Origin of the sequence: Micromonospora sp. NPDC005174 (assembly GCF_040608495.1) — a bacterium.
GTDB lineage: Bacteria > Actinomycetota > Actinomycetes > Mycobacteriales > Micromonosporaceae > Micromonospora.
In genome coordinates, this window is record NZ_JBEXIJ010000052.1 from 1 (window position 1) to 22077 (window position 22077).

The window sequence follows — 22077 nt, forward strand, 5'->3', positions numbered from 1 at the left end:
CGTCGACGGCGTCACCCTGGTGCTGCACGTCGACCCGCCGAAGGACCCGAAGGACTACCTGCACCGCGCCGGTCGCACGGCCCGGGCACCGTGCTCGCCGATCTTGCAGATTCTGTCGGCGTTATGTCCCACCGGTCCCCTTCTGTCGGCACCGAAAGTGCAAGATCGCGGGGGTGGAGCGGCGGGGGCGGCGTTTGGGGTTGGCGGGATCGGGAAGGTGGGGCCCGGGGTCGCCGCATCTCGCGTCGCGGCCGGGTTACTGGAGGTCGCGATGCGTGCCCTGCTCTGGGTCGTCGGCGTGGTGGCTGGCGTGCTGATTCTGCTCGGGCTGATTCTCGAGGCCGTCCGCTGGCTGATCATCATCGGTCTGATCGCGCTGGTGATCGTGATCATCCTGGGTGTGGTCAAGGGGCGGCAGGCGATGAACCACCAGGGCCGTCGACGATGACGGTCAGAACCAGTCAGCGCGCATGTCGAGCGCGGTGCGGTCGAGGCTGTCCAACAGGTCGAACTGGGGCCCGGTGCGGGGCAGCTCGACGGTGAGGAAGTAGCGGGCGGCCTGCCGCTTGCCGGCGTGGAAGGGGTCGCCGCTCTCCTCGGACGGCAGCGCCAGCACCTGTTCGAGCCACATCCAGGCGATCACCACGTGCCCGACCGCCTCGAGGTAGACGCTGGCGTTCGCGAGGGCGAGCACCTGGTCCCCGCCGGCCCAGAGCGACCGGGTGGCGGTGACGATCCGCCGTGCCGCCGCGTCCAGTCGGTCGGCCAGCTCGGCGACCTCGCCCCCGGCCCGACGGCCCCGGCTGACGGTGTCGCCCATCGTCTCGGCCAGCAGGAGCAGACCCGCGCCGTCGCGCATGGTCATCTTGCGCCCCAGCAGGTCCAGCGCCTGGATCCCGTGGGTGCCCTCGTGGATCGGGTTGAGCCGGTTGTCGCGGTAGTGCTGTTCCACGTCGTGGTCACGCGTGTAACCCGCGCCGCCGAGGACCTGGATGGCCAGGTCGTTGGCCGCCAGGCACCACTGGGACGGCCAGCTCTTGGCGATCGGGGTGAGGACGTCCAACAGCAGGTGCGCCCGCTCGCGGTCCGCGTCGGTCGGCGCGGTCTTCTCCTCGTCGAGCAGCCGGGCGCAGTAGAGCACCAGGGCCAGCGCCCCCTCCACGTAGCTCTTCTGCGCCAGCAGCATCCGTCGTACGTCGGGGTGGTCGATGATCGGCACCTGCGGCGTCGCCGGGTCCTTCGCGCCGACCGGTCGGCCCTGCGGCCGTTCCCGGGCGTACGCCAGGCTCTTGAGGTAGCCGGTGTAGCCCAGCGCGGTAGCGCCGGCCCCGACACCGATCCGGGCCTCGTTCATCATGTGGAACATCTGGGCCAGCCCCTGGTGGGGCGCGCCGACCAGGTGGCCCACCGCGCCCGGCTCACCGCCGGGGGTGTGGCCACCGTCGCCGAAGCTGAGCAGCGCGTTGGTGGTTCCCCGGAAGCCCATCTTGTGGTTGAGCCCGACCAGCGTCACGTCGTTGCGCTCCCCGAGCGAGGCGTCCGGGTTGACAAGCACCTTGGGTACGACGAACAGCGAGATGCCCTTCACCCCGGGCGGGCCGCCGGGTATCCGTGCCAGCACCAGGTGGACGATGTTCTCGGCGAGTTCGTGGTCACCACCGGAGATCCACATCTTGGTGCCGAACAGCCGGTACGTGCCGTCCGGCCGCGGCTCGGCCCGGGTGGTGATGTCGGCCAGCGAGCTGCCGGCGTGCGGCTCGGAGAGGCACATGGTGCCGAAGAACCGCCCCTGGAGCATGGGCCGCACGTACGTGTCGATCTGTTCGGCGCTGCCGTGTGCCAGCAGCAGGTTGGCGTTGCCCAGGGTCAGCAGCGGGTACGCGGAGGTGGCCACGTTGGCCGCCTGGAACCAGGCGAAGCAGGCGGCGGCGACGGCGTGCGGCAATTGCAGGCCACCGACGGAATCGTCCATCCCGGCCGTGAGCAGGCCCGTCTCGGCGAAGCTGCGCAGCGCCGCCTCGATCTGCGGGATCGTCCGCACCCGATTCCCCTCGACCGTGGGCTCGGCGAGGTCGGCAGCCCGGTTGTGCGGGGCGAACTGGTCGGTGGCCACCCGCTCGGCGAGGTCGAGGGCGTCGTCGAAGGTCTCCCGGGAGTGCTCGGCGTAGCGGGGGCGCTCGACGAGATGCGACACCCGTAGCCAGTCGTGCAGCAGGAAGTCCAGGTCACGGCGGGAGAGCAGGGTGGATGGCACGGTACTCCTCGGCGGGCGCAGGGGTGTGTCGGTGCGGGCGGCGGCCCGGCGTCGCCCCGGCCCATACTGGCGGATCGGCCGGGCGGACACTACCGCCGTCGTCGCGGCCGATGAGCCGCGCCAGGTGGGCGTTGGGCACGAGCTGGCGTTTCGTGAGGTCCGGCCCGGGGATACCGCGTCGATGGCGACCGGTCCGGTCGGCCACCGACGGGAGCCGGAGACGCCGCCGGGCGCGTGAGGAGCGGGCCGATGCCGCTGCTGCCCACCGAGGAGGACCCTCGGTTGACGTCGGCGCTCACCGAGAATCGGGTGTGCACGGGGGTGACCACCCTGCGGGGTCGGGTCTTCGTGAGCTACCCGTCCGCGGACGGGCCGGGCGTGCAGGTGGCGGAGGCGCTACCGGACGGCGGTCGCAACCCCTACCCGGACGCCACGTGGAACCGTCCGGACCAGTCGCCGGACGGCGCGTTCGTCCACGTCAACGGGTTGCGTGCCGGCCCGGACGGCAGGCTGTGGATCGTCGATTCGGGAGCGCCCCAGCTCGGTGCCCGGCAGGTCCCCGGTGGCCCGCGGCTGATCGTCGTCAACGTGGACCGCGACCGGGTGGACCGCATCCACCACCTCGACGCGGCGGTACGCCCCGACAGTTACATCGACGACGTCCGGTTCCACGACGGAACCGCGTACCTCACCGACGCCGGCGCACCCGGCCTCGTCGTGCTGGACCTCGACTCGGGTCGGTGCCGGCGGGTGTTGGACGGACATCCGAGCACGGTGGGCGGGCCGGTGGTCGCCGACGGCCGGGCGCTGCGGGATCCCTCCGGCGCCGAGGTGTGCCTGCACGCCGACCAGTTGGAGGTGTCGCCGGACGGCCGGTGGCTGTACTACCAGCCGGCCTCCGGCGGCATGTCCCGGATCGGCACCCGTTGGCTGGACGACCCGACGCTGTCGCCCGCGGAGTTGGCCCGACGGGTCGAGCCCTGGTGGGACACGCCGAGCACCGGTGGCACGGCCATCGACGCGCTCGGCACCATCTACGTCAGCGACGTGGAACGGCGACGCGTGCTCGCCCTGGCACCGGACCGCAGCGTTCGCACGCTGGTCGCCGACCCCCGCCTGTCGTGGGTGGACGCAATGTGGCTCGACACCGACGGCCAGCTCTGGATGCCGGCCGCCCAACTGCACCTGACCGCCGGTCTCAACGGTGGGCACTCGGCCGTCGACTATCCGGTCGAGGTCTACCGCATGCCGGTGGACGCCGTCCCGCCGCCGCTGGGCACTGCCTGAGCGACGCCCCGGCGCAGCCCTGGGATATTCGCCCGTTTCACAACTTTTGTTCTTGCTGGGTGTTTACCGTGTTCTTGCGTAACAGCGACCGTTCTGTACGTTTTTGTCTGATTGTCGGTTCCAAGGCGGCGGCAGCCGGTCCGATCACCGCTGCGCCGTCGTCACCGGCCCAGGACAACCCATCGCGTTGTACCCAGGAGGACAAGTTGAGTGAACCGACAGGAACGGCAATGACTGAATCGAGCGGTCGAGGACGTCGTCGCAAGCTCAAGGCCATCATGGCGGGAGGGATCGCCCTGGGCCTCGGGGCGACGATCACCCTCGCGGCCTGGAACGACTCGGAGTACGCCACGGGCACGTTCACGGCCGGCACGTTCAGCATGGAGGGCAGCACGAACGGCACCACCTACGCCGAGCACCCCACCGCCGGCACCGCGGCCGCGTTGACCTTCAGTACCGGCTTCGACAGCATGAGCCCGGGCAGCGTGGTCGCGGCACCGTTCGCCGTCCGCCTGACGGCCGCCACGACGTACAACGCGACAGTCACGGTGGCGTCGGCCACCCCCGCGCCGCCCGCGTTCGTCGGCCTCACCTACGGCATCGCGACCGTTCCGGCCTTCGCCAACTGCAGCGCGACACCCACGAGTCCGACCTGGATCGTCGCGCAGGGCACGGCGCTCAACTCGGTGACCGGCGCGGTGTCGTTCAACCTGACGCAGGGCACCCCTCCCACGACAGCTGGCGCTCCGGCCTTCCTGTGCTTCGTCGTCACGGCGGGGGGCACCCTGGTGCAGGGCACGTCGGTGACGCAGACCTGGCAGCTCCTGGCTACGTCCGTATAGGTGGCGGCCGTGGTCAGCCGTCGGACCTCGACCGGACGACCACGGCTCCGTCGCACCCGTGCCGTACTCGCCGGCGCCCTCGTTCTCGGACTGGGAACGACGTCCACGCTCGCCGCGTGGACCGATGGCGAGTACGGCACCGGGTCGTTCGCCGCAAGCGTCTTCGGCACCGAGTCGCAGACCGCATCGAGCGCCTGGGGGAGCCACACTCCGGCGGCGAACGCCGCGACGCTGGCATTCTCCGCGACGGCGATGTCCCCGACGGTCTCCTTCTACGCCTTCCTCGACATCCGGACGACATCGACGACGAATGTCGGTGGCGCTGTCGCGCTGACGAGTTCGTCGAACGACGCAGGTGCCCTCCTGCCCGCCCTCGAGTACCGCGCCGTGCGGACGGCCAGCACCAGCACCACGTGTGCTGCCGCCGCCTTCAGCGGTACGCCGACGTGGATCGTCGGACCCGGCTATCTGGCCGTCACCTCGGTGCCCGGAGCCCCGGTCTCGTCCACCATCACCGTGCCGAGCGGCGCGACGCCGCAGCTGCGGTTCTGCTTCGAGGTGCGGATCCAGTCCGGAGCCAGCAACGCGTACCAGGGCACGAGCGGTGCCGTCACCTGGCTGTTCACTGCCACATCGACGTAAGGGATCTGCACATGATGGGACGAGCGGGTCGACGGCAGAGCGTCCTCGCCCGGATCGGTGACCTGGCGCTGACCGTGCTCGCCGTCGGCGGGACGGTGTGCGTCGTCCTCGTCCCGCTGGCGTTCTTCTTCGACATCTCACTCATCCTGTTCAAGACCGGATCGATGGGCCCGACCATCCCCGCCGGATCGCTGGCGGTGGTGCGGGAGATTCCCGCGTCGCAGGTGCGGGTGGGCGACGTGGTCACCGTCGACCGCACGCCGCTGCCGCCGATCACCCACCGGGTCGTCGACATCGGTGCTGGCGAAGGGGCTTCCCGCTCGCTCACCCTGCGCGGGGACGCCAACGAGTCGAACGACGCCGCGCCCTACACGGTGACAAGCGTCCGGCTGGTGGAGTGGTCGGTGCCCAGGCTCGGGTACGCGGTGCGCACGGTGTCGAACGTGTACGCGATGAGCGCGATCACGATCGGGACGGCCGCGATCGTGACCTGGGCGTTCTGGCCACGCGTTCCCGAGCGGCGGACCAGCCGTCGGCGATCGAGCCCGTCGCGGTCGGACCAGGCCGGACCAGGTTCCGGGGTCCCCCCTTCATCCAGTGGCGCGACGCCCCGAGGTGACTCGACCGTCGGGCGCCTGTTCGTCGTACTGGCCGTGCTGCCGGGCGTCGCCGCCGCCGTCCTGGCGACTCCCGGCCGGGCACGCGCGGACACCACCGAGGACGTCACGCGCAGTCGACACCTCACCCTGATCTCGGTCGGCGACCGCGATCGCATGTCGAACATGACGCCGAACGAGCCGGTGCCCTGGCAGGTGGGGGTTCTGGCACAGACCAGGCAGCCCGGCACGGTGAGCATCTCGCTGTCGGCGCGGGGACCCCTCGCGGCCGATCCGGACGGACTCCAGGTGATGGCCGCCATCTGCGCGATGCGGTGGGTACGGGGTGCCTGCCCCGACGGCCGGGGAGAACAGGTTCTCGCCGACGGTCCCGCCACCCGACTCGCCGCGCACTCGATCACCCTCAGCTCGATGCCCACCGACCAGCAGCGTTGGGTGCTCGTCACCGCGAGCCTGCTCGCCAACTCCACCGCCTCGGGTTCGGCGGACCTGGTCGTCATGGCCACCGGCTCCGGCGACCAGGCCTCGGCGGACGGCCGGGTCGGCCCGCTTCCGCGTACCGGAACGAACCTACGGAAACCGGTGCTCGCCGGCACCGGCGCGCTGCTCGGCGGTCTGCTGCTCATGCTCGTCACGCGTCGGCACCGGATCAGGATCAAGCAGCAGTGAGGCCCTCGTGGATGTCGACTCCGCCGCGGCGTCAGCGGACCGGTCACGCCCGGCGGCGCTGGGTCGCGGGCGCCCTGGCCCTGGTGCTCGCCGGGACGGTCGTCGCGCTGGGGCCGCCGTCGTCGACGTTGGCCTCCTGGACCGATACCGAGTACGGCAGAGGTTCGCTCCAGGCCGGCACGGTCAACCCACCGACCAACCTCCAGTGCAGCGCGGGCGTGCTCACCCCGCCGACCTTCACCTGGACCCTGCCGGCCGGCGGTCTGACGCGCAGCGGCTTCACCTGGTCGTTGACGGGCAGCTTCTCCGGTGGCGGCACTCTCGGCCCGACCGCCACATCGGTCACCATCCCGGGCGGACTGTTGGGCATCGGAAGTGGCACTTTCCGCCTGGTGGCGAACGGCCCGGGTGGCTGGACGTCGACCCAGGTCACCGGATCGGTCGGCATGCTGACGGCGGTGCTCTACTTCTGCAGCGTGCCGTAGACGTCGATATCCTGCCTCGCATGCATCGAAGCCGTGTGTACGCGTTGCTGATCGACGCGCCCGAGGCGGAGGCCGCGCGGGCGGCGGAGTTCTGGTCGGCGGCGCTCGGCGTCGGCACCCGGTCCAATCCGGCCGAGCCGCAGTTCGTGGGTCTGCACGAGGCGTTGCCGGGCCTGGTCACCGCCGTCCAGGCCGTCGACGACGCACCGCGCTACCACCTCGACATCGAGACCGACGACGTGGCGGCGGAGACCGCTCGACTGGTCGGTCTGGGCGCCACCGAGGTGTCGCAGTGGTTGGAGTGTCGGATTCTGCGGGCGCCCGGCGGGCACCTGCTCTGCGTCCTGCCGGTCGAGAGTCCCCCCGAGGTGTTCGACGCCCAGGCCCGGACCTGGTCGTGACGCGCCGGGCTGTCGGGGGCCGACGGTAGGGTTCCGGCCATGGCTGATCTGGTGCTGGTGGCGGGCGCGTGGCTGGGGTCGTGGGCATGGGACGAGGTGGTGCCGGGCCTGCGGGCGGTCGGCCACCGGCCTGTTCCGCTGACCCTGTCCGGTCTCGCCGAGAGGCAGGGCCTGCCGGCCGGCCAGCAGACCCACGTGCAGGACATCGTCGGTGAGATCGAACGACGCGATCTGCGCGACGTGGTCCTGGTCGGGCACAGCTACTCCGGCATCCCGGTGGGGCAGGCCGCCGAGCGGATCGGCGACCGGTTGACCCGCGTGGTCTACCTCGACGCGGAGGTGCCGGTCGACGGCGGGTCGTTCGCGTCCGGCTGGTGGCAGGGCCAGGCGGCGTTCGAGTCGGTGCTCGCCGACAACGGCGGCGACTGGGCGCCGCTGGACGCGGCCGAGTTCGACGGCCAGGGGCTCACCGACGAGCAGATCGCGCGGCTGGTCAAGGGCGCCACCCCGCACCCGGGCCGCACGCTTACCGAACCGGCCGTGCTGGCCCGTCCGCTGGGCGAGTTGCCGACGACGTACGTCAAGTGTCTGCTCGACGGGCCGGAGCCCAACGACGTCGTGGCGGCGCTGCTCGACAGCGAGCGCTGGCGGCTCGTCACCATGGCCACCGGGCACTGGCCGATGTTCTCGCAGGCCGTCGAGCTGGCCGCGTTGCTCGCGGCGGAGGCGAGCTGATTGGCGACCGGTGCCGGCACGCCGCCGAGGTCGGCTCGGGGGCTGTCGGTGCGATGAGCGTGATGCCTGTGCGTCATCTTGATGACTCACAGGCATCACGCTTCGGGAGGTAGGTGCCTCCGGTCAGGAGCGGCACAAGCGGAGCGACGGCCATTTCAGGAGCGGCACAAGCGGGGCGACGGCCAGGCCCGGTCGGTCACGGCGTGACGCTGTCGAGGCTCCGGATGTGGCGCACGGGGGACGCGAGCAGCCACAGCACGGCGAGCGTGCCGCCCAGTCCGGCGACGACCAGGGTCGGCCGCAGCCCGAGCGTGGTGCCCAGCGCACCGCCGACCAGAGCGCCGAGCGGCCGGATGCCGTAGTTGACGGCGCTGTACGCACCGGCCCGACGACCGCGCGCGTCGTCGGGTGTGACGGCGGCGAGCAGGGCGTTGAGGTTGACGTCCATCAGCATCACACCGACGCTGGACACCAGCTCGATGACCGCCAGCATGACGATCTTCGTCCAGGTCGGACCGTCGATGAACGCCGTGAGCGCCAGTGGGGCGGGGAACACCACCGCACCGATCATCGCCGTGCGGCCGAGCCCGATGGCGCGCGAGACGCGGGGCGCCAGGGCCGCGCCGGCCAGGCCGCCGAGCGCGCCGATGCCGAACGCGACGCCGATCGCGCCGGCCGACAGGCCGAGCTCACGGTTGGCGTAGAGCACCAGCAGCGCCGAGGCGATGAAGGTGAAGAAGTTGACGGTGCTGGTGCAGCCGAGCGCGGCGCGCAGCACCGGGTGGCGCAGCACCAACGCCATGCCCTCGCGGACCATGCCGAGCGTGGACGTCTGCCGTGGTGGCGGCGGAGGCTCGGTGACCGGGATGCGACGCAGCAGCAGGGCGGAGGCGAGGAAGGACACCGCGTCGACGAGGATCGCCACCGGCGCGCTGAGCGCCTGGACGAGCCCGCCGCCGACGGCCGGCCCGACGATGAACGACAGGGACCGGCTGACACTGAGCTTGCTGTTCGCGTCGACGTACGCCGAGCGCGGTACCAGCGCGACGAAGAACGCCTGCTGGCCCAGGGCGAACAGCACCGCCCCGGCGCCGGTGAGCAGCGCCACCAGGTAGAGCTGGGTGAGGGTCACCGCGCCGAACAGGTAGGCCACCGGGAGGCTGAGCAGCACGACAGCGCGGACCAGGTCCGCGATGACCAGGAGTCGGCGTTTGTGGGTGCGCTGGTCCACCCACGCGCCGAGGAACAGGCCGAGCAGGTTGGGCAGCCAGATCAGCGCGGTGAGGACACTGACCTGCACGGGCGTCGCGGCGAGCAGGGCGACGGCGATCAGGGGCAGGGCCAGCTCGCTGATCCGGTCGCCGAACGCCGTGATCGTCTGACCGATCCAGAAGGTGCGGAAGCGTCGGTCCCGGTGCAGGGCCGGTGCGGTCGGGGCGTCGACGGCGGTCATGACGCGGACGTGTCGTCGGCGGCCTCGGGCAGCAGGTAGCGCAGCATCCGCACGAGCTGTGCCCCGGCCGGGGGCGCGTCATCGTCCTTGCGCCGCACGTACGGGGCGAGCAGTTCCTCGATCGCCTCCTCCAGCTGGCGCATCTCGTCGGGAGTGGCGATGAATGAGGTGTCGGCCACCCCGGCCAGCGCGCGCCAGGTGTCGTCCAGTCGGGGCTCCTCCTGCAACAGCCACTGCTGGGGCGTCTCGGCATAGCGGGCGAACATCTCGCCGCGCAGTTGCCGGGCTGCGGCCTGCCCCTCGGGGTCGTCCGGCAGGCTGAAGCGGAACCCGCGCGCGGCGGCCTGCCACCAGCGCTCCCGCTTGCTGGTGCTCCCGTCGGCGTCGGTGACCAGGCCGAACGTCGCGAGGTGGCGCAGGTGCCAGCTCACCACCGACGGCGTGGCCCCGACGTGCGGCGACAGGCCGGTGGCCGTCGACGGACCGTGTTTTTGCAGCCGGTCGAGGATGGCCAGGCGGACGGGATGCGCGAGCGCCCGCAGGGCCTGCGGCTCGGTGATCTCGAAATCCCCGTACGGATTCTTGAGAGACATGTTTCGAAAGTAGTCTCTCAGGTTCTCCGGCGCAACCGGGTCAGCTCACCCCGAGGCGGGCCAGCGGCTCGACCAGCTCCCGTTCCTCGTAGCTCAGGTGCGACAGCAGGGCGTCGGTCAACAGGTTCACCGCCGCGCGCAGCTCGGCCAGCCCGTCCGACGCGCCGACGTACGCCACCAGCGCCTTGTCGACGCCCTCCAGCACGTCGTGGATGACGTGGTGCTCCTGCTCCAGCCGGTCGACGACCGGGCGCAGCCGCGGGTCGGCCCGCCGCAGTCGCGGAAAGAGCGCCTGGTCCTCGATGGTGTGGTGGGTGGTGACGATGCGGCAGTAGGACTCGCAGTACGCGCCCAGCGTCCACCGGTTCTGCCGCATGGTCATCGTGTTGATCTGCGACCGCGCCGCGCCGGCGTCGATCTCACCGGCCGCGACCTGCTCGATCAGGTCGTGGATCTGCGCCAGTTCCGCGCGGAGCCCGTCGTGCACCTGCACCAGGTGCTGACCGGTGGCCTGCTCGTGCGCGGTGTAGGTGCGTGCGGGATCGGGGGCGGGCCCGGTGGGGCGCGCCGCCTCGTCCCAGACCTGCCGGTCGCTGAGCCGCCGGCCGTCGTCCGGGGTCGGCACCACCGCGAAGGCCCCGGCGGTCACCCGCGCGCGGGTGAGCGGCGCGGGGGGCGCGACGACCGCCGCCGGCTGCGTGGCCGCGAGGACCTCGGCGGGAGTACGCACCGACGCGGCGGCACGGTCACGCTCGGCCGCGACCAGTTCGCGCACGGCGGGGGCCACCTCACCGGCGAACCGGCGCAGATCGTCGGGGTCGTCGGTGGCGAGGATGAACGTGCCGATGCCGTCGCCCAGCGCCACCTCGACCAGCTCCCGCACCCACTGCTCGGCGGGCCCGTGCAGCAGGCCGCCCCCTGCCGACGAGAAGGTGCCGGAGATGTTGAGCAGTCGGCGGACGTCCTCGGGCGAGCGGCCGGCCTCCTGGGCGGCATCGTCGATGATCTTGTTGCCCCGGGCCAGGTCACCGGGTTCGAGGTAGCCCAGCGAGGGCAGCCAGCCATCGGCCCGACGACCGGTGAGCGCGAGCATGCGCGGCTTGTACGCCCCGAGCCAGATCGGCACCGGGTGGGCCGGAGCCGGTCCGCGCTTCGCGCCGACCACCCGGTGGAACTCGCCCTCGACCCGCACACCCCCGCGCGCCTGGGCGTCCCACATCTGCCGGAGGACGTCGATGCCCTCCTCCAGCGCCCGTACGCCCTGCCCGGGCGTCAGCCGCCGGCCGCCCATCGCCTCGATGGCGTCCCAGAACGCTCCCGCGCCGAGGCCCAGCGCGACACGACCACCGCTGAGCAGGTCGAGGCTGGCGACGCTGCGGGCGAGTACGGCGGGCGGGCGCAGCGGCAGGTTGGTGACGTTCGCCGAGAGGTGCACCCGGTCGGTGCGGGCGGCGACGAAGCTCAGCAGCGTCCAGGTGTCCAGAAAGCGCGGCTGGTACGGGTGGTCCTGGAAGGTGACGAGGTCCAATCCGACCTGCTCGGCCAGGACGGCGAGCCCGACCGCGCGGTCCGGATCGTCGTTGCCGGGCGTGGTGAACGATCCGAAGACCAGGTCGTGGCCGTAGTCGCTCATGTGGGCGCCTCCTGTCGTACGCGCCGCGTTCCGCGATGCGTCGTGGCCCCGACCTTATGTCAGACAGAACATCTGTTGCCAACAAGGTCTGCGTCTTCGGCTATCGTCGGGGTATGACGGGTGCCACCCACCGGCCGGATCGGCCCGATCCGCTCGACGACGATCTGGGCTGGATGCTGGGGATCGTCTTCCGTGGCTACGTCCGGGCGGCCGAGCACGCTCTGACCGATTTTCCCGGCGGCCCGCGCGGTTATCAGGTGCTCACGGCTGCGGTCACCGACCCGGGGCGCAACCAGGGCGCGATCGCCGAGGAGTTGGGCATCGACCGCACGGTGTTCACCTATCTGGTCGACGACCTCGAACGTCCCGGGTTCGTCGCGCGGCGGGCCGACCCGGCCGACCGGCGCAGCCGACTGGTGGATGTCACCGAGGCCGGGCGTGCGGCCTGGGAGCAGCGGCGCGAGGCGTTGCGGCAGGTGGAGGCGCACCTGCTGCGCACGCTGACGCCGGCGGACGCGGCGACCCTGCGGACCCTGCTGCAACACCTCGCCTGCTCGATCCAGGCGGTCGACCCGCTACGTGATCTCTGCCAGGCGGTCGCCGACGCACGGCCCGACCCGGTCCCGCCTCGTCGATCAAGAGGTTCGCGTCACCGCAGGCCAGAATCCTGACGCGAACCTCTTGATCGACGGGGGTGGGCCGGCGGGCCCGGATCAGCGGACGTGCACGAACACCGGGTTCGAGTAGAACCAGAGGTCGTCCCACGGGCTCTCCAGCCCGTCCGCGAGGGGCTCGGCCTCGTCGGTGCTGGTGCCGCGCACGCGGGCGTACGTGTCGGCCTCGACGTTGCGCAGGGTGTGCCGGATGACGTAGTCGTGTCCCTGGCGACGCCAGTCCCGCGGACCGAACCGGGCCACCACCTTGGTGGTGGGGTTGGTGTCGGCGTCCAGGTTGGCGCTCGGCCCGGTGATCTGGCCGACGATCAGGTCGACGCGACGGACCTCGGGACGGACCCCGTTGCCGTTCACGCCGTCCTGCGGGCGGAACCGGATCTCGATCTCGACGTCGGTGCGGTTGCGGCGGTTGACCGTGATGGTCTCGCCGACCTCGGCCGTGTGCCCCTGGGAGGTGGCGGTCACGTCGAGGCTGCGGATCAGGTCACCGGTGGTCACCCAGATCCGGCCGTTGCGCAGGCCGTCCATGATGTCGCCGTAGTCCTGGCGGGCGTACACGTAGGTCTTGCTGTACTCCCCCGGCCAGAAGTCCGAGCCGCCGCGCGTCCAGTGCACGTGCGAGTCGGAGGTCGCGGTGATCCACCAGCGCCGCCCCTCACCGAGCAGCGAGTCCCACAGTCCACCGACCCGCGCGGTCATCTGGTCGAAGCCACCGTAGGTGGGGTGGTTGCCGTACCCACCGCGCTTGCCGCCGTTGAGCGGACCGGCCTGGTGGCCGGGCGCGCCCTCGAAGCCGATGTAGACGTCGGGCGCGGCGTTGTTGCCGTTGCGGAACTCGCGCGGGGTGTCCTGGCCGTAGACGCCGAGGCCGGTCGCCGAGCGGGACGTGTGGTGGGCGATGACCAGGGGCTTGTGCGGCATGCCCCGGGCGACCTTGAGGAACTCCACCATCTTGGCCTCGGTGTCGCGGGCCGGGTCGGTGGGGAACGCGTCGTACTTCGCGAAGCGGCTCTCCAGCTCGAAGAGCTGCTTCGCCTCGTCGTCGTGGCGCGGGATCATCAGCGTGTGGTGGTCCAGCGAGGGCGCGTCGAACTCCATGCCCCAGAACTGGAGCACCTCGGGGACGAGCCTGCGCGAGCGCAGCAGGTCCGGGTACGCCTGCTCGATGTTGACCTTCGAGTGCGTCGGTCCACCGTGGTCGGTGCACATCGCCCAGGTCAGGCCGAAGTTCTTGGCCATGATGGCATTGGTGACGATCGGGTAGACCGCGTCCGCGCCCTTGTGGAAGACGATCGGGCTCTTGGTGGTGTCGAACTCGCCGCTGTACTCGGAGTGGACGTGGTGGTCACCCGCGCGCCACGACCGGTTCTTGACGCCACTCCGGTCGCCCGTGTCGTCGCCGGGCCGGCGCTCCTCCTCGTCGGCCCACGCCGCACCAGCGCCCACGAGAGGGCTGGCGGCGGCCAGCGTCGCGCCGACCCCGGCGTACTTGACCAGCTTGCGGCGCGACAGCTGCGCCCGCTCGACCTCTTCGGCTTGCTTGTCTCTCACGTCGGAGCCTCTCCTCGATCAAGCGAATGCTCTTTCGATCAAGAAGCCTCGGAGAGGTCGGTGAACGCCCGCCGTACGACGGGCGTTCACGTGGTGAACTCCCAGGCAGGGCCCGTTGAAGGGCGCGCCGGGGAGCGGCCGCGGGTGACCGGACGACAGCGGGGCGTGCCCCGCGACGGGCGAAGGTCAGGGCCGCTGCCGCTCGGTACGCGCCGACCTGGCCGTCGACGGCTCGACCGGTGCGGTGACCACCGCCGGCGCGACGTCCACGGTGGGCAGCCCGGCCCGTCCGGTGACCGGAAGAACCAGCTCACTGCGGCCGAGGTCGACCCGGACTGTCGCGTCCCGGTCGTCGGTCACGGTGAACTCCGGGTCGCTCTGGCCCAGCACCAGGCCGAGGACGTGCCCGGCCGGCAGCACCGTGTCGTACGCGTTCAACGGCACCGTCACCGTGTACCACCGGTCCGGCCGCAGCGGCGTGGTGAATCGCAGCGAGCGATGGTGCGCGGCGTCGAGCCAGCCCCGGGTCAGCACCGCGTGGTCGGAGACCTCGGTGATCTCCTCGGTGTCGCGGTAACAGGCGTCGTCGACCTCGGTGGACTCTCCCCAGCAGGACTCGGTGTCCAGCGTCCGCACCGCCCCGAACCAGCTTCGCTCGGCGGTGCCGTAGTCGACCAGGCGGGCGCTCAGCTCGGTGGTCGGCCGGTCCACCCGGACGCGCAGCCGCACCGACGGGCTGCCGGAGATCCGCAGCGCGCTGCTCAGCGTGCCGGAGAGGAAGACCAGCCGGCCGGCGGTCGCGGTGTTCGGCGCGGCGACCACCACGTCCTCGGTCAGCGACTCGTCGACGTACGCCCGCTCCTGGCCCGGTCGTGCGCCGCGACCGCCGAGGGTGCCGGTCACGCCGTCGCCGACGCCGAGGGGCACCCGTACGTCCCGGGTGCCGGGGGCGGGCCAGTCCCGCTGCGTCGTCCACCTGCCGGGCGCGGTCTCCAGGTCGACCCGCGGTTCGTCCATCACCCCGTTGCGCAGCCCCTGCAACCAGTAGTCGAACCAGCGGTGCAGGAGGGCCACCCACTCGGCGCGTCGCACGTCGAACGGGTCCTGGTGGCCGGCCTGGGAGAGCCACAGCCTGCGCGGTACGCCCCGCTCGGCCAGTTCCTGCCACCAGCTGGCGAACTGACCGGTGGTGACGTTCAGGTCGTGCAGACCGTGCGCCACCAGGACGCTGGCCCGGACCCGTCCCGCCGACGGCCGGTAGTCGCGCTGCGCCCAGAATCCGTTGTAGTCACCGGTCTGCTCGGCGCTGTCCGCGCGCAGCCGGGCGAGCACTGTCGCGCAGGCGTCCTCGGGGCGGCTGCTGACGTCCGAGTGCAGCCAGCCCGGGTAGTCGGTCGACGTCAACGCCCCCTGGTAGCGCATGTAGTCGTACCAGCTGGAGATGGCCGACACCGGCACGATGGTGGCCAGGCCCGGCACGCCGGTGGCGGCGACACCGTTGGCGACCGAGCCGTCCCACGACTTACCGATCATGCCGACCCGGCCGGTGCTCCAGCCGGCGTCGACCGGCCGCCCGTCGGCCGTGTACGCGCGGGCCCGGCCGTTGAGCCAGTCGACCACCGCCCTGGCGCTGCCCACCTCCAGCGGGCCGCCGACGTCCTCACACCCGGTCGACCGGGCGGTCCCGGCGAGGTCCACGGCGACGAAGGCGTAGCCGCGCGGGACGAAGTAGTTGTCGTAGAACAGCGGCACCTTGGCGATCACACCGGACGCGTCGTACGCCTTGAACTCGCCCTCGTTGCCCCGGCCGCAGCAGAGGTAGTAGGGCGACGCCTCCATGATGACCGGCACGCGGACCCCTGCGGCGGCGGCCTCCCGGGGCCGGACGACGTCCGCCGCGACCCGGTCGCGTACGCCGTCGCCGTCGCTGTCGGCTCGGGTCTCGACCCAGACGCTCTCCCGGATCGCGTCGGCGAAGGAGTAGGCGGGGACCGTGCCGGTGCCGACGACGTGGGGTGGGGTCGGGCGGCGGCCGGGCGGGTCGGCGGTGGCGGGAGCGGCGGTGAGCGAGGTGACCAGCAGGCCGGCCAGGACGACGGCGATCCGTGCGCGGGTTCGGGCGGTCGGCATCGGTGTCCTTTCAGGTACGACGCGTCCAGGACATTCCATCGCATCGATGTCGCTTTGCCCAGAGCCGACGGCGACGCGCCGTCGTCAGATCCGCGCGCGGGGCAGCCAGCCCAGGAAGCGGTGCCGCGCGTTCGGCAGGGGCAGCGTCGGCAGATCCTGGGCGGCGGCGACGAGGCACGAGCCGAGGTAGACGGCGAGGGAGGCACGCGCCCCGCCGAACTCGGCGAGCAGCTGGCTCTGCTTGGTCGCGCAGGGCCACTCGCGGCCACAGCCGGTACAGGTCCAGCTCGGCGGGTTCGGCAGGTGCTCGGGCAGCTTGGCGCGCCGGTAGCGGCCCACGACGCTGTTGTCGGCGCGCAGGTCGCGCCGCCGGGGCTCGGGGCCGCCGTTGCGGCGTACGGGCGGCCGGGCGCCGGGCAGGTAGCGCCGGACGGTGCCGAGGAGCGTCCCGACGCGTACCAGGGCGTCCGGCCCGACGTGGTGGGCCAGCAATGCCGTGAGCAGGTAGTGCCCCAGCACGTCGAAGGAGTCACGGTTGAGCCGCAGGTCGCGGCAGAGGTCGACGAACTCGGGCGTGGTCAGCGGGACACGGTCGTCGAGCGCGCGGCGCAGCACCTCCCGCAGCGCGACGCCGAGGCTCATCAGCGCGTCGCCCTCGCCCAGTCCCAGGCTGTCCTCGTCCGCCACCCGCGCCAGCGCCTCGGCCACCGCCAGTCGTACGACGCGGTCCGGATCGGTACTGTCCAACGACTCACCCCCGCCTGTCGGCCGGATCTCCGGCTGTGGTCCGGACGTCGGGGACGCCCGGGAGATCATGAACAAGATTTCGCTGTGGCCGCCGCGCGGACTAGGACAGCGGGCGCAGGATCGCCGTACGCGACTAGCCGGAAAGCGAAGTCGGCTCGGCACATTCACAGATCGACAACGATGCGACACCTCCTGCCGTATGGTGGAATTCCCATCAATGGATATCTGATTTACTGGGAATTGTTGACGCCACCACCGCCGAACCCGGTCGGCGACGCGCCGCGATCACCGGCGCGTGCGCCCAGCCACGTCCCGACACACCGCCGGCACTGGTCCCCACCCGGCGGTCTCCTCACCGGACGGAGTCAGCGGATGACGTCACCAGTGCAGACCCGAGGGTTCGACAGTCACGACCCCGAGGCCATCCATCACTTCCTGGCCAGCACGTACACGGCTGACCTGCGCATCCATGCGGGTGACGCCGGTTACCGCCTCGTCCACCGGCGCGTCGACGCCGGGCCGTTCGCCCTCGCCACGACCGGCCAGACCGCCCATCTCGACATCGAGGTCGGCGACATGGAGGGGCTGGTCGTCGGCCGTACCCGCAGCGCCCGGGTCAGCCGCGCCTGCCAGGGGGCGGCCCACCGCTTCGCCCCCGGTGACGTGTTCCTCGTCAACCGACCGGGCGAACCGTTCACCCTGCGCTGGGAACCCGGCGAGGTGGAACTCTGCGTCCTGGACCTGGGCGTGCTGAGACAGGTGGCGACCGGCGCGCCGGCCCGGCGACCCGGCCCGATCCGGTTCACCGACCTCGGTGCCGTCGACGCGACCCTCGCCCGGCAGTGGCGACGGACCACCAGGTACGTCAACGACGTCGTCGTGGACAGCCCGACCGCCAGCGCCCAGCCGTTGGTGATCGGCAACGCCGCGCGCATGCTCGCCGCGGCGGCGCTCGCGATCTTTCCCAACACGGCGTTCACCGACGAGACCGCCCGGGACCGCCACGACGCCAGCACCGGAACCCTGCGCCGGGCCGTCAGCTTCATGGAGGAGAACGCCGACCGGGACATCAGCGCCGCCGACATCGCCAACGCGGCCGCGGTCTCCCTACGCGCGGTGCAGCTCGCCTTCCGCCGCCACCTCGGCACCACCCCGATGGCGTACCTGCGCCGGATCCGGCTCGACCGGGCGCACCACGACCTGGTCCGGGCCGACCCGCGACGGGAGACCGTCTCGCAGATCGCCAGTCGCTGGGGATTCGCCAGCCACAGCAGGTTCACCGCCCGATACCACGCCAGCTACGGGGTGCCGCCCCGCGAGACGTTGCACGCCTGAAATGGCCCCGGTACGCGCCTTGTGGCGCCTCGTCGCACCGACGACAATCGATGCCGTGAAGCTCCCGTCGAGGATCGCCCTCCCGCTGGCGAGCCTCCTGCTCCTCGCCGCGTGCGACACCTCGCCCGGGCCGACCGGCGGATCGGCGGGCGGCACCCCGCCCGCTTCCCCCACCCTCGGGGCGTCCACCTCCCCCGCCGCGTCACCCACCCTCGTGGTTTCCGCCTCCTCGGCCGCCTTCGACAAGGCGCTGCACGACGAGTTGATCGCGATGCTGGAGCGCGACCAGGCGGACCGCGAAGGCACCCCGCAGGCCGAGTCCGACCAGGCGCGGACCGCCCGCCTCAAGGAGATCGTCCGTACCCGTGGCTGGCCGACCTTCGCTCTCGTCGGCGAGGACGGCGGCAACGCCGCCTGGGCCATCGCCCAGCATTCCGACCTGGACCCCGCCTTCCAACAGGAGGCGCTGGAGCTGCTGCGGGCGGCCGTCGCCGCCCGCCAGGCGTCGCCGGGCAACCTCGCGTACCTGCAAGACCGGGTCGCGGCGGCCAAGGGCGAGCCCCAGGTGTACGGGACACAGATCCGCTGCGGACCGGACGGTCCCGTCCCGGCGACCCCGATCAGGGACGAGGCGGACGTCGAACGGCGCCGCGCCGAGGCCGGCCTGCCCTCACTTGCGAGCTATCGTGCCGAGATGACCACGATCTGCGCCCAGGACGCCAACTAGCGCCGAGGGGCGGCCGCGCGAGGCCCGGTGTGCTCTAGCTGCGCTCGCGCTCGCGGGCGGCACGCACCTCGGGTACCGAGGCTTCCAGCAGGTCGGCGAGGCCGCGTAGCTGCTCGGCGACCCGGGCCCCGAGCGGGGTGAGCGTGTACTCGACGCGTGGCGGGATCGCGGTGAGCACCTCGCGGGTGAGCATCCCGTCGCGTTCCAGGGTCTGCAGGGTCTGGGAAAGCATCCGCTCACTGACCCCTTCGATGCGCCGCCGCAGCGCGTTGAACCGGTAGCTGCCCTCGCCGAGGGCGAGCAGAGCGAGCGAGGCCCACTTCGAGGTGATGTCCTCGAAGGCGGCGCGCGAGGTGCAGCTCCGCGCGAACACATCGCTGACGAGTTCCTGGGTAGGCCCCGGCGGGCCCTCGGCCGGCACGTCGCTCATCACACCAGCCTACCCGACGCTTACTCATTGTCGCGTGCTATACATTAGTAAGTGCTTGCAACCAGTCACCGCTCATCGGAGGTCCGCATGCCCACCTACGCCGTGACCGGCGCCACCGGTCGACTCGGACGCCTGGTGGTCGGGCACCTGCTCGACGCAGGTGTGCCCGCCACCGAGATCGCCGCCGTCGTCCGCAACCCGCAGAAGGCTGCCGACCTGGCCGCGCGCGGTGTCGAGATCCGCCAGGCCGACTACGACGACCCCTCGACGCTCCCCGGCGCCGTAGCCGGCGTACGCCGACTGCTGCTCATCTCCGGGGACACCCCGGGGCAGCGGGTCGCGCAGCACACCGCGGTCATCGACGCCGCCCGGCTCGCCGGGGTCGAGCGCCTGGTCTACACCAGCATCCTCAAGGCCGACACGACCACGAACCCGCTCGCCCCCGAGCACAAGGCCACCGAGGAGGTGCTGGCCGCGTCGGCCCTGTCGTACACGGTGCTGCGCAACGGGTGGTACACCGAGAACTACACCGACCAGCTTCCGCAGTACCTGGCGAGCGGCACCATCCTCGGCGCCACCGGCGGCAGTAAGGTCTCCGCCGCTCCCCGCACCGACTACGCGGCCGCCGCCGCAGCGGCGCTGACCCGGGACGAGGACGGCGACACGGTCTACGAGTTGGGCGGCACCGCGTTCACCTTCGACGAGCTGGCCGACGCCGTCACCGAGGTCACCGGCACCACCGTCGTGCACCGGGACATGTCGACCGCCGAGTTGGCCTCCGCGCTCCAGAACGTCGGGCTCGACGCCGGCACCGCCGGGTTCGTGGCCGCCCTCGACCACTCGATCGCCATCGGCGAACTGGCCACCGACAGCGACGACCTCAGCCGGTTGATCGGTCGTCCGACCACCGGACTGCACGACGCCATCCGGGCCGCGCGCGCCTGACCGGTCGCGGTCCGTCGGGCGGGCGACGGGGGTACGTCCTGTCGTCGCCCGCCCGTTCAGTCGTCCGACGGCGGCGACGTGAGCAGTCCGGTCAGCAGACTGCGCAGCGTCCGCTCGAAGAGGTCCGTCGGCGGCGTCGGCGGCGCGGACCGACCGAAGGCCGCCACGAGATGGGGGTACGCCCCGAGGTCGACGCCGGCGAAGCTCGGCGACCCGGCCGCGGCCTCGTTGCGGGCGAACAGGCTCACCACGCCGGTCATCAGGGCGATCGCCTCGAACTTGGCGGTGACGGCGCAGCGCACCGGCTCCAGGATCCGGATGCAGTTGTCGAACCAGGCCAGGCTCTCGGGTCCGACGCCCGAGGGCCGTTGGATCACGTCCACCAGCCACGGGTGGGCGCGGAACAGGCGCAACTGCTGGCGAGCCACCAGCAGCATCTCGTCCCGCCAGTCGGCCTGCTCCGGCGGGTACGGCCGCAGCTCCCCCACGACCCGGTCCGTCATCAGGTCGAGCAGGTCGTCACGGGACGACAGGTAGCGGTAGAGCGATCCGGCCCCGGTGCCCAGCGCCCCGGCGACGGCCCGCATCGACACCGCGGCAAGCCCCTCGGTGTCGGCCAGGGTGATCGCGGCCGCCACGATCGCCTCCCGGCTGTGCGCCGGCGCGGGGCCTCGGGTGCCCCGTTCGGGTCGGGCCCAGATCGGCTGCCGGCCGGCCTCGCGGTCTCCGGACCTCCCGGCTACGTCGGTCACCGACCCACTCTAGAGCCGCTGCCGGGGTCCGCCCCGCAGGTACCGCGCAGGGGGCGCGCGGCGGGTCACTCCTTACGCACCAGGCACTAGGGTGGTCGCCATGCTCCCGCGCCGCCACCACGACCAGGGGTGGGCCCCCGCGGTGACCCCGACACACCTCGACGGATCGGTCGCCCGATGAGCGGTGCGCCCGCTCCCGTGCAGCGAGGTGACCGGTCACGCCCCGACGGTCGCCGACCCACGGTCGCCGACGCCTGCGCGCGGCTCGCCCGGTCGCGTCCCTTCGAGATCGGCATCGTCGTCGTCATCCTCGCCAACGGGATCGTCCTCGGTCTGGAGACGTACGAGGGGCTGTTTCCGGCGACCGGCGCGCTGCACGGGCTGGAGCTGTTCTTCCGCGCCGTCTTCGCCATCGAGATCGGCGTCCGGCTGGCCGCGTACGGCCGGCGTCCGCAGGACTTCTTCCGGCACGGCTGGAACGTCTTCGACTTCGTCGTGATCGCGGCCATCTTCGTTCCGGGCCTGCACGGCGACACGGCGCTGCTGCGCGTGGTGCGGGTCGCCCGGATGGTGCGGCTGGTGCGCTTCTCACCGGGCCTGCGGACGATCGTCTCCGCGCTGTGGCGCAGCCTGCCGGGCGTCACCGGGTTCCTCGCGCTGGCCGTCGTGACCCTCTACGTGTACGGGATGGCCGGCTGGCTGATCTTCGGCGACCGGTACCCCGACGAGTACGGGGACATCGGCCGGTCGTTGCTGACGCTGTTCGTCCTGCTGTCGCTGGAGACGCTGCCGGACCTGATCGAGCAGGGCCTGGCCATCTCGCCGTGGACGCTGCTCTACTACGTCAGCTACGTGGTGATCACCGTCAACCTGCTGCTCAACATCCTCATCGCGGTCATCGTCAACTCCATGGAGGAGGCCCGGCGCCTGGAGATGACCGAGCGGTTGGCCCCGGGCTACGACGAGGACGGCGACGGCGTACCCGACGAGGTGGACCGCATCGCCCTCACCCAGCGCCTGGATGACCTGCGGGCGGTCATCGGCGAGTTGGAACGGGAGTTGCGGATCGACCGGGATGACGCGCACGGCCGGCCGTACCGCGCCCAGGCCCGCTCCGACCGCGCACTGCCCTTCGGTGACACAGGAATCGGCTAGTCTCGATCCCGTTCCCCGGT

22 protein-coding genes are annotated in these 22077 nt (G+C 71.8%); 13 read left to right on the top strand and 9 right to left on the bottom strand.

Annotated elements, in window-relative coordinates; translation table 11 throughout:
- Positions 1–448: helicase-related protein (locus ABZU91_RS31685; protein ID WP_355248643.1), on the top strand; the 448-nt coding region annotated here is incomplete at its 5' end.
- Positions 449–451: 3 nt separating this feature from the next.
- Here the strand turns inward: ABZU91_RS31685 and ABZU91_RS31690 are convergent.
- Positions 452–2254 (bottom strand): acyl-CoA dehydrogenase, encoded by a 1803-nt coding sequence (locus tag ABZU91_RS31690; RefSeq protein WP_355248646.1) that lies wholly within the window; start codon positions 2252–2254, stop codon positions 452–454.
- Between the two features lie 249 nt (positions 2255–2503).
- Between ABZU91_RS31690 and ABZU91_RS31695 the strand changes: the two genes are divergently transcribed.
- From ABZU91_RS31695 to ABZU91_RS31725, 7 genes are all read left to right on the top strand, one after another.
- Positions 2504–3541: an L-dopachrome tautomerase-related protein gene (locus ABZU91_RS31695; RefSeq protein WP_355248649.1), complete on the top strand. Its 1038-nt coding sequence runs from the start codon at positions 2504–2506 to the stop codon at positions 3539–3541.
- A 230-nt stretch (positions 3542–3771) separates the two neighbouring features.
- On the top strand, positions 3772–4383 hold the full coding sequence (locus ABZU91_RS31700; RefSeq protein WP_355248652.1) for a SipW-dependent-type signal peptide-containing protein: 612 nt from the start codon (positions 3772–3774) through the stop codon (positions 4381–4383).
- Between the two features lie 9 nt (positions 4384–4392).
- Complete coding sequence (locus ABZU91_RS31705) at positions 4393–5025, top strand: SipW-dependent-type signal peptide-containing protein (protein WP_355248654.1); 633 nt, start codon at positions 4393–4395, stop codon at positions 5023–5025.
- Between the two features lie 11 nt (positions 5026–5036).
- Positions 5037–6311: a hypothetical protein gene (locus tag ABZU91_RS31710; protein WP_355248657.1), complete on the top strand. Its 1275-nt coding sequence runs from the start codon at positions 5037–5039 to the stop codon at positions 6309–6311.
- Between the two features lie 11 nt (positions 6312–6322).
- Positions 6323–6796 (top strand): hypothetical protein, encoded by a 474-nt coding sequence (locus tag ABZU91_RS31715; protein WP_355248660.1) that lies wholly within the window; start codon positions 6323–6325, stop codon positions 6794–6796.
- Between the two features lie 20 nt (positions 6797–6816).
- Positions 6817–7197 (top strand): VOC family protein, encoded by a 381-nt coding sequence (locus ABZU91_RS31720; RefSeq protein WP_355248663.1) that lies wholly within the window; start codon positions 6817–6819, stop codon positions 7195–7197.
- Positions 7198–7236: 39 nt separating this feature from the next.
- Positions 7237–7932 (top strand): alpha/beta hydrolase, encoded by a 696-nt coding sequence (locus ABZU91_RS31725; protein WP_355248666.1) that lies wholly within the window; start codon positions 7237–7239, stop codon positions 7930–7932.
- Between the two features lie 196 nt (positions 7933–8128).
- Here ABZU91_RS31725 and ABZU91_RS31730 read toward each other — a convergent pair whose 3' ends face one another.
- Genes ABZU91_RS31730 through ABZU91_RS31740 form a run of 3 tightly spaced genes read right to left on the bottom strand, consistent with a single transcriptional unit; the run spans position 8129 to position 11611 of the window.
- Complete coding sequence (locus tag ABZU91_RS31730) at positions 8129–9385, bottom strand: MFS transporter (RefSeq protein ID WP_355248668.1); 1257 nt, start codon at positions 9383–9385, stop codon at positions 8129–8131.
- The gene (locus ABZU91_RS31735; protein ID WP_355248671.1) at positions 9382–9978 is read right to left on the bottom strand and encodes a helix-turn-helix domain-containing protein; all 597 of its coding nucleotides are present in this window, start codon (positions 9976–9978) and stop codon (positions 9382–9384) included. Before ABZU91_RS31735 ends, ABZU91_RS31730 begins: the two co-directional genes overlap by 4 nt.
- Positions 9979–10018: 40 nt before the next feature.
- Positions 10019–11611, bottom strand: a complete 1593-nt coding sequence (locus ABZU91_RS31740; protein WP_355248674.1) for an LLM class flavin-dependent oxidoreductase — start codon at positions 11609–11611, stop codon at positions 10019–10021.
- Between the two features lie 113 nt (positions 11612–11724).
- On the opposite strand from ABZU91_RS31740, the gene ABZU91_RS31745 reads away from it, so the two are divergent.
- On the top strand, positions 11725–12282 hold the full coding sequence (locus ABZU91_RS31745) for a MarR family winged helix-turn-helix transcriptional regulator (RefSeq protein ID WP_355248677.1): 558 nt from the start codon (positions 11725–11727) through the stop codon (positions 12280–12282).
- 42 nt (positions 12283–12324) lie between these two features.
- Here the strand turns inward: ABZU91_RS31745 and ABZU91_RS31750 are convergent, their stop codons facing one another.
- The 3 genes from ABZU91_RS31750 to ABZU91_RS31760 form a co-directional block, all read right to left on the bottom strand.
- Positions 12325–13836, bottom strand: coding sequence for a phosphoesterase (locus ABZU91_RS31750; RefSeq protein ID WP_355248680.1), 1512 nt, complete (start codon positions 13834–13836; stop codon positions 12325–12327).
- Positions 13837–14022: 186 nt separating this feature from the next.
- Positions 14023–15966, bottom strand: coding sequence for a Xaa-Pro dipeptidyl-peptidase (locus tag ABZU91_RS31755; RefSeq protein ID WP_355248682.1), 1944 nt, complete (start codon positions 15964–15966; stop codon positions 14023–14025).
- Between the two features lie 84 nt (positions 15967–16050).
- A complete protein-coding gene (locus tag ABZU91_RS31760) occupies positions 16051–16713 on the bottom strand; it encodes a hypothetical protein (RefSeq protein ID WP_355248684.1) in 663 nt (220 codons plus the stop codon).
- A gap of 372 nt (positions 16714–17085) precedes the next feature.
- On the opposite strand from ABZU91_RS31760, the gene ABZU91_RS31765 reads away from it, so the two are divergent.
- Both ABZU91_RS31765 and ABZU91_RS31770 read left to right on the top strand, forming a co-directional pair.
- Positions 17086–18048, top strand: coding sequence for an AraC family transcriptional regulator (locus tag ABZU91_RS31765; RefSeq protein ID WP_355248687.1), 963 nt, complete (start codon positions 17086–17088; stop codon positions 18046–18048).
- A gap of 55 nt (positions 18049–18103) precedes the next feature.
- Entirely contained in the window at positions 18104–18775 is a 672-nt protein-coding gene (locus ABZU91_RS31770) for a DUF6624 domain-containing protein (RefSeq protein ID WP_355248689.1), read from the top strand.
- A 34-nt stretch (positions 18776–18809) separates the two neighbouring features.
- On the opposite strand, the gene ABZU91_RS31775 is transcribed toward ABZU91_RS31770, so the two are convergent.
- Entirely contained in the window at positions 18810–19205 is a 396-nt protein-coding gene (locus tag ABZU91_RS31775; protein WP_355248691.1) for a helix-turn-helix domain-containing protein, read from the bottom strand.
- Positions 19206–19292: 87 nt separating this feature from the next.
- Between ABZU91_RS31775 and ABZU91_RS31780 the strand changes: the two genes are divergently transcribed.
- Positions 19293–20150, top strand: coding sequence for an SDR family oxidoreductase (locus ABZU91_RS31780; protein ID WP_355248694.1), 858 nt, complete (start codon positions 19293–19295; stop codon positions 20148–20150).
- A 56-nt stretch (positions 20151–20206) separates the two neighbouring features.
- Here ABZU91_RS31780 and ABZU91_RS31785 read toward each other — a convergent pair whose 3' ends face one another.
- Complete coding sequence (locus ABZU91_RS31785) at positions 20207–20902, bottom strand: TetR/AcrR family transcriptional regulator (RefSeq protein WP_355248697.1); 696 nt, start codon at positions 20900–20902, stop codon at positions 20207–20209.
- Between the two features lie 177 nt (positions 20903–21079).
- Here ABZU91_RS31785 and ABZU91_RS31790 point away from each other — a divergent pair, with 177 nt between their 5' ends.
- The gene (locus ABZU91_RS31790) at positions 21080–22057 is read left to right on the top strand and encodes an ion transporter (RefSeq protein WP_355248700.1); all 978 of its coding nucleotides are present in this window, start codon (positions 21080–21082) and stop codon (positions 22055–22057) included.
- The last annotated feature ends 20 nt before the right edge of the window (positions 22058–22077 follow it).

What these genes read in the sequence shown, in the direction of transcription:
- ABZU91_RS31695 (WP_355248649.1), top strand. Translation starts at nt 2,504, where the DNA reads ATGCCGCTGCTGCCCACCGAGGAGGACCCTCGGTTGACGTCGGCGCTC.
- ABZU91_RS31700 (WP_355248652.1), top strand. Translation starts at nt 3,772, where the DNA reads ATGACTGAATCGAGCGGTCGAGGACGTCGTCGCAAGCTCAAGGCCATC.
- ABZU91_RS31710 (WP_355248657.1), top strand. Translation starts at nt 5,037, where the DNA reads ATGATGGGACGAGCGGGTCGACGGCAGAGCGTCCTCGCCCGGATCGGT.
- ABZU91_RS31715 (WP_355248660.1), top strand. Translation starts at nt 6,323, where the DNA reads ATGTCGACTCCGCCGCGGCGTCAGCGGACCGGTCACGCCCGGCGGCGC.
- ABZU91_RS31720 (WP_355248663.1), top strand. Translation starts at nt 6,817, where the DNA reads ATGCATCGAAGCCGTGTGTACGCGTTGCTGATCGACGCGCCCGAGGCG.
- ABZU91_RS31725 (WP_355248666.1), top strand. Translation starts at nt 7,237, where the DNA reads ATGGCTGATCTGGTGCTGGTGGCGGGCGCGTGGCTGGGGTCGTGGGCA.
- ABZU91_RS31730 (WP_355248668.1), bottom strand. Translation starts at nt 9,385, where the DNA reads ATGACCGCCGTCGACGCCCCGACCGCACCGGCCCTGCACCGGGACCGA.
- ABZU91_RS31735 (WP_355248671.1), bottom strand. Translation starts at nt 9,978, where the DNA reads ATGTCTCTCAAGAATCCGTACGGGGATTTCGAGATCACCGAGCCGCAG.
- ABZU91_RS31740 (WP_355248674.1), bottom strand. Translation starts at nt 11,611, where the DNA reads ATGAGCGACTACGGCCACGACCTGGTCTTCGGATCGTTCACCACGCCC.
- ABZU91_RS31745 (WP_355248677.1), top strand. Translation starts at nt 11,725, where the DNA reads ATGACGGGTGCCACCCACCGGCCGGATCGGCCCGATCCGCTCGACGAC.
- ABZU91_RS31755 (WP_355248682.1), bottom strand. Translation starts at nt 15,966, where the DNA reads ATGCCGACCGCCCGAACCCGCGCACGGATCGCCGTCGTCCTGGCCGGC.
- ABZU91_RS31765 (WP_355248687.1), top strand. Translation starts at nt 17,086, where the DNA reads ATGACGTCACCAGTGCAGACCCGAGGGTTCGACAGTCACGACCCCGAG.
- ABZU91_RS31775 (WP_355248691.1), bottom strand. Translation starts at nt 19,205, where the DNA reads ATGAGCGACGTGCCGGCCGAGGGCCCGCCGGGGCCTACCCAGGAACTC.
- ABZU91_RS31780 (WP_355248694.1), top strand. Translation starts at nt 19,293, where the DNA reads ATGCCCACCTACGCCGTGACCGGCGCCACCGGTCGACTCGGACGCCTG.
- ABZU91_RS31790 (WP_355248700.1), top strand. Translation starts at nt 21,080, where the DNA reads ATGAGCGGTGCGCCCGCTCCCGTGCAGCGAGGTGACCGGTCACGCCCC.